Source organism: Xenorhabdus griffiniae (genome assembly GCF_015163655.1).
In the GTDB taxonomy this organism is placed as follows: Bacteria; Pseudomonadota; Gammaproteobacteria; order Enterobacterales; family Enterobacteriaceae; genus Xenorhabdus; species Xenorhabdus griffiniae.
Genome location: NZ_JADEUF010000012.1, coordinates 46036 through 52035 on the forward strand (window position 1 = coordinate 46036; position 6000 = coordinate 52035).

The 6000-nt window shown below is 42.5% G+C and carries 5 protein-coding genes; 1 reads left to right on the plus strand and 4 read right to left on the minus strand.

Annotated elements, in window-relative coordinates; all coding sequences use genetic code 11:
- Positions 1-47 precede the first annotated feature (47 nt).
- From sltY to IQ211_RS03785, 3 genes are all read right to left on the minus strand, one after another.
- Positions 48-1967: a murein transglycosylase gene (gene sltY / locus IQ211_RS03775; protein ID WP_189758333.1), complete on the minus strand. Its 1920-nt coding sequence runs from the start codon at positions 1965-1967 to the stop codon at positions 48-50.
- Positions 1968-2479: 512 nt separating this feature from the next.
- Positions 2480-2830, minus strand: coding sequence for a type II toxin-antitoxin system PemK/MazF family toxin (locus tag IQ211_RS03780; protein WP_189758334.1), 351 nt, complete (start codon positions 2828-2830; stop codon positions 2480-2482).
- Complete coding sequence (locus IQ211_RS03785) at positions 2830-3075, minus strand: AbrB/MazE/SpoVT family DNA-binding domain-containing protein (protein WP_189758335.1); 246 nt, start codon at positions 3073-3075, stop codon at positions 2830-2832. Before IQ211_RS03785 ends, IQ211_RS03780 begins: the two co-directional genes overlap by 1 nt.
- A 250-nt stretch (positions 3076-3325) precedes the next feature.
- Between IQ211_RS03785 and ettA the strand changes: the two genes are divergently transcribed.
- Entirely contained in the window at positions 3326-4993 is a 1668-nt protein-coding gene (gene ettA, locus IQ211_RS03790; RefSeq protein WP_189758336.1) for an energy-dependent translational throttle protein EttA, read from the plus strand.
- 75 nt (positions 4994-5068) lie between these two features.
- On the opposite strand, the gene IQ211_RS03795 is transcribed toward ettA, so the two are convergent.
- Positions 5069-5797 carry an ATP-binding cassette domain-containing protein gene (locus IQ211_RS03795; protein ID WP_189758337.1) on the minus strand — a complete coding sequence of 243 codons (729 nt, stop codon included), beginning with the start codon at positions 5795-5797 and terminating at the stop codon, positions 5069-5071.
- Positions 5798-6000 lie beyond the last annotated feature (203 nt).

Sequence of the window (6000 nt, forward strand, 5' to 3'; positions counted from 1 at the left end):
TACCATACTATTCAACTAGTACAATAGCATACCATATTTATCTTAAATTAATAACGTCTTTGCCATTCCGCATTTGTCAGCACATTTGACATTTTCCCCATAAAATTATGGTAGAACATATCGTAGGCCAGAACATTTTTGACATAAGCGCGCGTTTCTGCAAAGGGAATGCTTTCTATAAAGGCGATGGGATCGATATTCCCGGCGGTATTAGCTAACCAACGTTCAACATTTGCAGGGCCGGCATTATAAGCGGCACTGGCAAGAATACGGTTATTTTCAAAACGCTGATAGACCGATTCCAGATAAGCAGTGCCAATTCTAATATTCGTAATCGGGTCCATTAATTGATTGCTGTTGACATAACCCTGAATTTTCTCTTTTTTCACAGTATGTTCGGCAGTTTTTGGCATGATCTGCATTAATCCGCTAGCTCCTTTGGAAGAACGGGCCAGTGGGTTCCAGGCACTTTCCTGACGGGCAATTGCCATGGCATAACTTTGTGAAATATTTTTATCTGACGTGAAGTTTGCAAATTCGTTTTGCCATGCCATCGGGAAACGCTCTTCAAGGTGATCCCACATTTTTCCCGCAATGGTAGCTTGTACACTGAATGCGGGCCAGTGCTGCTCGAATGCATAACGAGCTAACTGTTCTTGTGTCACGCGATCTTGCGAAGAAACCAGGAGGAGCCATTCTGAGCGAGCCAAATTATCCATATTCCAATACAGCAACTCTCGGATACGCTTAATTGCCGGCATATTGGCAATGGAGCGATCGGGTTTCTCTGATTTATTGATGGTCAATGGATAAGAAATATCTAATTTCTGGGCTGCCACCATGGGATAAAAACCACGATGTCCGGTCAGTTTATATAATATCGCATGGCCTTCTGCGTTTTTCCTTTGATTGATCAGAATAATAGCACGCCAATATTGCCACTCATCTTGTTGCAACGTTTTTTGCGGCAGCAACGAAATCCATCTTTCAAGCCCAGAAAGATCACCATCCCTCAATGCTAAACGAGCACGTCTCTCAATTAATTTGATAGAGTGTGAAGCGCGAATAGTATCATCCCGCCATTTTGCCTGCTCTGGTGTAATGTCTCCCATCAATTGCCATGCGACGATATCTTTTAATTGCTGTCGTTCGTCGTTATGCATCTTTTGGGCGCGGACAAGTGTAGGAATGCTTATTCTGGCAAGTTCAGCATTTGTGCGGGCAAATCGAGAAAAGGTCGTTATGATAACCGAGCGGGTGAAGTCGGTTGGTGTGGCAGTTGTAGCAAATTGTTCAATTAACGCTGGATCTTGTTGCAGCTTCAGTAAATTCGTACTCAAGCTTTGATAAGACAACGGCAAGCGTTTGGCAAGATAGGTAACAAGTGTGGTGTTATTGGCTTTCATCGCCAATTCGATACGCTGTAAAATTAATTTTGCAGACAGGTATCCAGCTTGATCCCAGGCAGTGAGTAACTTATCGCAACTATCAGGTAATGAGTTGCCACTGAGCCAAATTTCTTTAGCCCCTTGCCAAGCGACTTGTTGGTGTCCTGTGGCCCATTGCGCAAAATAGTAATCACAGCGTTCGGCAACGGTAGTTGGCGGGTTGGGGCTGAATGTCAGGATGCCGCGCCAATCACTATTGTTTGCCAGTACATTGATAAATCGAGATGTTAGCGAACGTGCTGGTGGCAAGGTAGGGTGAGTATTAATAAAGTGCTGAACTTGCTCAGGCGTGGACGTTGCCAAATCCTGAGATAATTGACGATATTCGAGATAGGGATACAGGGGATAGTTTTTCAACGTTGGCATCAGACGCGCCACTTCCGCGCTATTTTTGTCATCCCATGCCTGCTTTATTGCTTGATATCGTTGACGTTGTGCATTCAGAGAATCGGCATGTGCCACTCCAGTAACAACAGAAACCATACACACAGCCGTAATGAAATGCTGCCACTTACTCATTGCCACATACCCCTTCGGAAAACGACTCTCAGTGTCCAAATGAATTGTTAAGATGCTATACCAATCTAACTTCAAGATGCGTGTGATTTCTCCGCGCGAAGCGGGGGGAAATCAGGTTTCATATGGTCTTGTAAATTGCGCAACTTGAAGTTTCATGCGTATATAAATAGCGTTTCAAAATGATAGGAATATTCCTTACCCCGCGCGGGGTAAGGAACTCCCACATCTGATACGCTCAGTATTATGAAAACCTATTTATAATTATAATCATATTATTGATATGAGTTATTACAATTGTCATACCAAATGGAAAACGCTAAAAAAGTGTTATTTTATAAGTGGATAGATAAAATACACCATCCAGGTTCGATAAATACAAACGATTTTTTAATCAAAAGACAAAATTTATTTGCTCCAGGTGTGCGAAATCCCAGCAGGAACTGCGGCATATTAACATTGAGACGCAATGAAGCCGGCACTAGAAAAGAGAAATCCGTACGAGGCGGGTTGGGTTATTCGAAAAAATGATTTGCGCCAATCAATGAAATCAATCGAGTCAAAACCTCGTCCATCACATCAGATTCAGCTTCAGTTACAAACTGAGATTTTCTGTCTTTCCATGACAATGTTTGAACCAAGCTTGCAGCAACAACGCTTGTTTTTGCCAGATTATTTACTGGCACTTCAGTCATTCCGCCACGGATACTTGTACTAATTGGACATATAATGACTAACCCAGTTTTTTTATTGTATTCCTCACTTGAAAGAACAAGTGCCGGTCGGTACTTACCGTTCTCTTTTCCTTTAACGGGTTCAAAATCAAGGAAAATTATGTCATTTCTTTTAGGTAAGTAAGGCGACATTATGAACCTAACTCCGTGCTGGTCGTGATTGCTAATTCATCCGCATGAGAATTATGCTCATTAATATCCGCAAGCAGCGCACTCTCAGAGAAGATTTTCCTTTTTCTCTTTGGGGTTAAAATAATTTTTCCAGAATCAACCTGCATATCCAGCGCTTCACCGGTTTTCAGACCAACCTGATTGAGGATATGGGTAGGCATAATAATTCCTTGACTATTCCTCCCTTTTTTAATGGCAGTAGACATACAAACCTCCATAGTGAGTGTTTATACATAGCATATGACTTCTATCTGTGAGAATGACAAAGTGATTTGTTCAAAATTTGACACATCAATTTCAGGCACTGGTATACATCGCCCAGCCAAAAATGACAAGGTGATAAAAAAGGCAGAACAGCGATTACAGTGAGAAAGATCCAACTTCCTCAGTTGGCAAGTTAAAAAGAAGTCGTACAATACCAGATCCATTAAGCAGATAATCAAAAGGTAAACTACATTGGCCCAATATGTTTATAGTATGCATCGGGTAGGAAAAGTTGTTCCTCCTAAAAGGCATATTCTGAAAAATATTTCTCTGAGTTTTTTCCCTGGAGCAAAAATTGGTGTTCTCGGCCTCAATGGTGCTGGTAAATCTACGTTACTGCGCATCATGGCGGGTATTGATAAAGATATTGAGGGAGAAGCACGTCCACAACCGGGTATTAAAATCGGCTATCTGCCGCAAGAACCTAAGCTTAATCTTGAACATACGGTTCGTGAAGCTGTGGAAGAAGCTGTTAGCGAAGTTAAAAATGCGTTGACTCGCCTGGATGAAGTTTATGCTGCTTATGCTGATCCAGATGCGGATTTCGATAAGCTGGCAAAAGAGCAAGGTGAACTGGAAGCGATTATCCAATCCCATGACGGCCACAATCTGGATAATCAGCTTGAGCGAGCGGCTGATGCTTTGCGTCTGCCTGCATGGGATGCGAAGATTGAACACTTGTCTGGTGGTGAACGCCGTCGTGTAGCAATTTGCCAGCTGTTGTTGGAAAAACCAGACATGCTGCTGCTTGACGAACCCACTAACCACCTTGATGCTGAATCTGTCGCATGGCTGGAGCGCTTCCTGCACGATTATGAAGGCACAGTGGTTGCGATCACCCACGACCGTTACTTCCTGGATAACGTCGCTGGTTGGATCTTGGAGCTTGACCGTGGTGAAGGTATTCCGTGGGAAGGCAACTACTCTTCATGGCTGGAACAAAAAGATGCACGTCTGGCACAGGAAGCGGCGTCAGAAGCGGCTCGTCGTAAATCCATTGAGAAAGAACTTGAGTGGATCCGCCAAAATCCGAAAGGACGTCAGGCAAAAGGCAAGGCACGTTTAGCGCGCTTTGAAGAACTGAATAGTGTTGACTACCAGAAACGTAATGAAACCAGCGAATTGTTTATTCCGCCTGGCCCACGTTTGGGGGACAAGGTGTTGGAAGTCACTAATCTAACCAAGTCTTATGGTGATCGCGTACTGATCGACAACTTGAGTTTCTCTTTGCCAAAAGGGGCGATTGTTGGGATCATCGGCCCGAACGGTGCAGGTAAATCAACGCTGTTCCGTATGTTGTCCGGTCAGGAGCAGCCAGATTCTGGCTCAATTACACTGGGTGAAACGGTTAAATTGGCTTCTGTTGAGCAGTTCCGCGATAGCATGGATGATAGCAAAACCGTTTGGGAAGAAGTTTCTGGCGGTCAAGACATTATGCGCATTGGTAACTTTGAAATTCCGAGCCGTGCCTATGTGGGGCGCTTTAACTTCAAAGGCGTAGATCAAGGTAAGCGTGTTGGTGAATTGTCTGGTGGTGAGCGTGGCCGTCTGCATTTAGCTAAGTTGCTGCAAGTTGGCGGCAACATGTTACTGCTTGACGAACCAACTAACGATTTAGACGTCGAAACTTTGCGTGCATTGGAAAACGCCTTGTTGGAGTTCCCTGGCTGTGCGATGGTTATTTCCCATGACCGTTGGTTCCTTGACCGTATCGCGACACACATCATTGATTATCAGGATGAAGGTAAAGTCACCTTCTTTGAAGGAAACTTCAGCGAATACGAAGATTACAAGAAGCGGACTATGGGGGCGGAAGCGCTGGAGCCTCACCGCATTAAATATAAAAAGATCAGTAAGTAAGTCTGCCAGAAAAAACGGCCTGCTCGCAGGCCGTTTTTTGTTGCATGTAACTAACCCATTGTTACTACTGAGCGATTACGACACTAAAACGCGTTGTTCCATTATGGATTCATAAGTCTTAGTTGCCTTTCCATATGCTAAAGTGATAACGCTATCCGCGTGTTTTATCAGGCGTCTGTCCTGAGAGGCAATGACAACCGTACCTTTCTGTTCATGGGCAATAAATTTAAAGATATTCATGAATGTCTGAAATGCCTGATCATCTAAATTGCGTGTTGGGTCATCTGCAAATAAATACTCAGGTCTTCTGACTATGGCTTTCGCCATTGCTGCCAATTGTTTCTCGTTTTCAGACAGTTCCCCTGGATAATAACGGCTTTTATCGCCTAATTTCACAATATCCAGCGATTTTTGTGCGATTTTTTCGGCTTGCTCGCGAGCAAGTGACAATCCATAAGACGTTGATAATAACAAGTTATCTAAGAGAGTGAGTTCACTAAATAAGTTGAAATCTTGGAAAATAAACCCGCTATTTTCATGATGAAACTTTCCTAACTCCACATCATTCATTAGTTTCAACTTGTTATTATTAATTAATACATCTCCTTGATCTGGTTGTAACATACCCGATGCAATCGACAATACCGTGCGGTTAGTCGATGCCTTCGGCCCTGTTATCAAAGTAATTTCACCTGGTATAATAGAAAATGTGATATTTGAAATCATTTCATGATTAACTGTTGCATCAGTTAAACCATATGAAATATTGATAACCTCAATCGATTTAAATTGATTCAAGTTCATATTCTCAACACAATTAGGTTAAAAGATTAAAGCTTTTTCCTTAAACATATGCTGTCTAAATTCATTCGCAATAACACTGATATCCTTATGGTATTATGTGAATAAAAATAGTCTATATGCGAAACATCTTCATCAAGGATATATTCATCTTATGTCAATTATTATTTACAATGACTATCTAATAAATGAGATGTTTCTTAGTC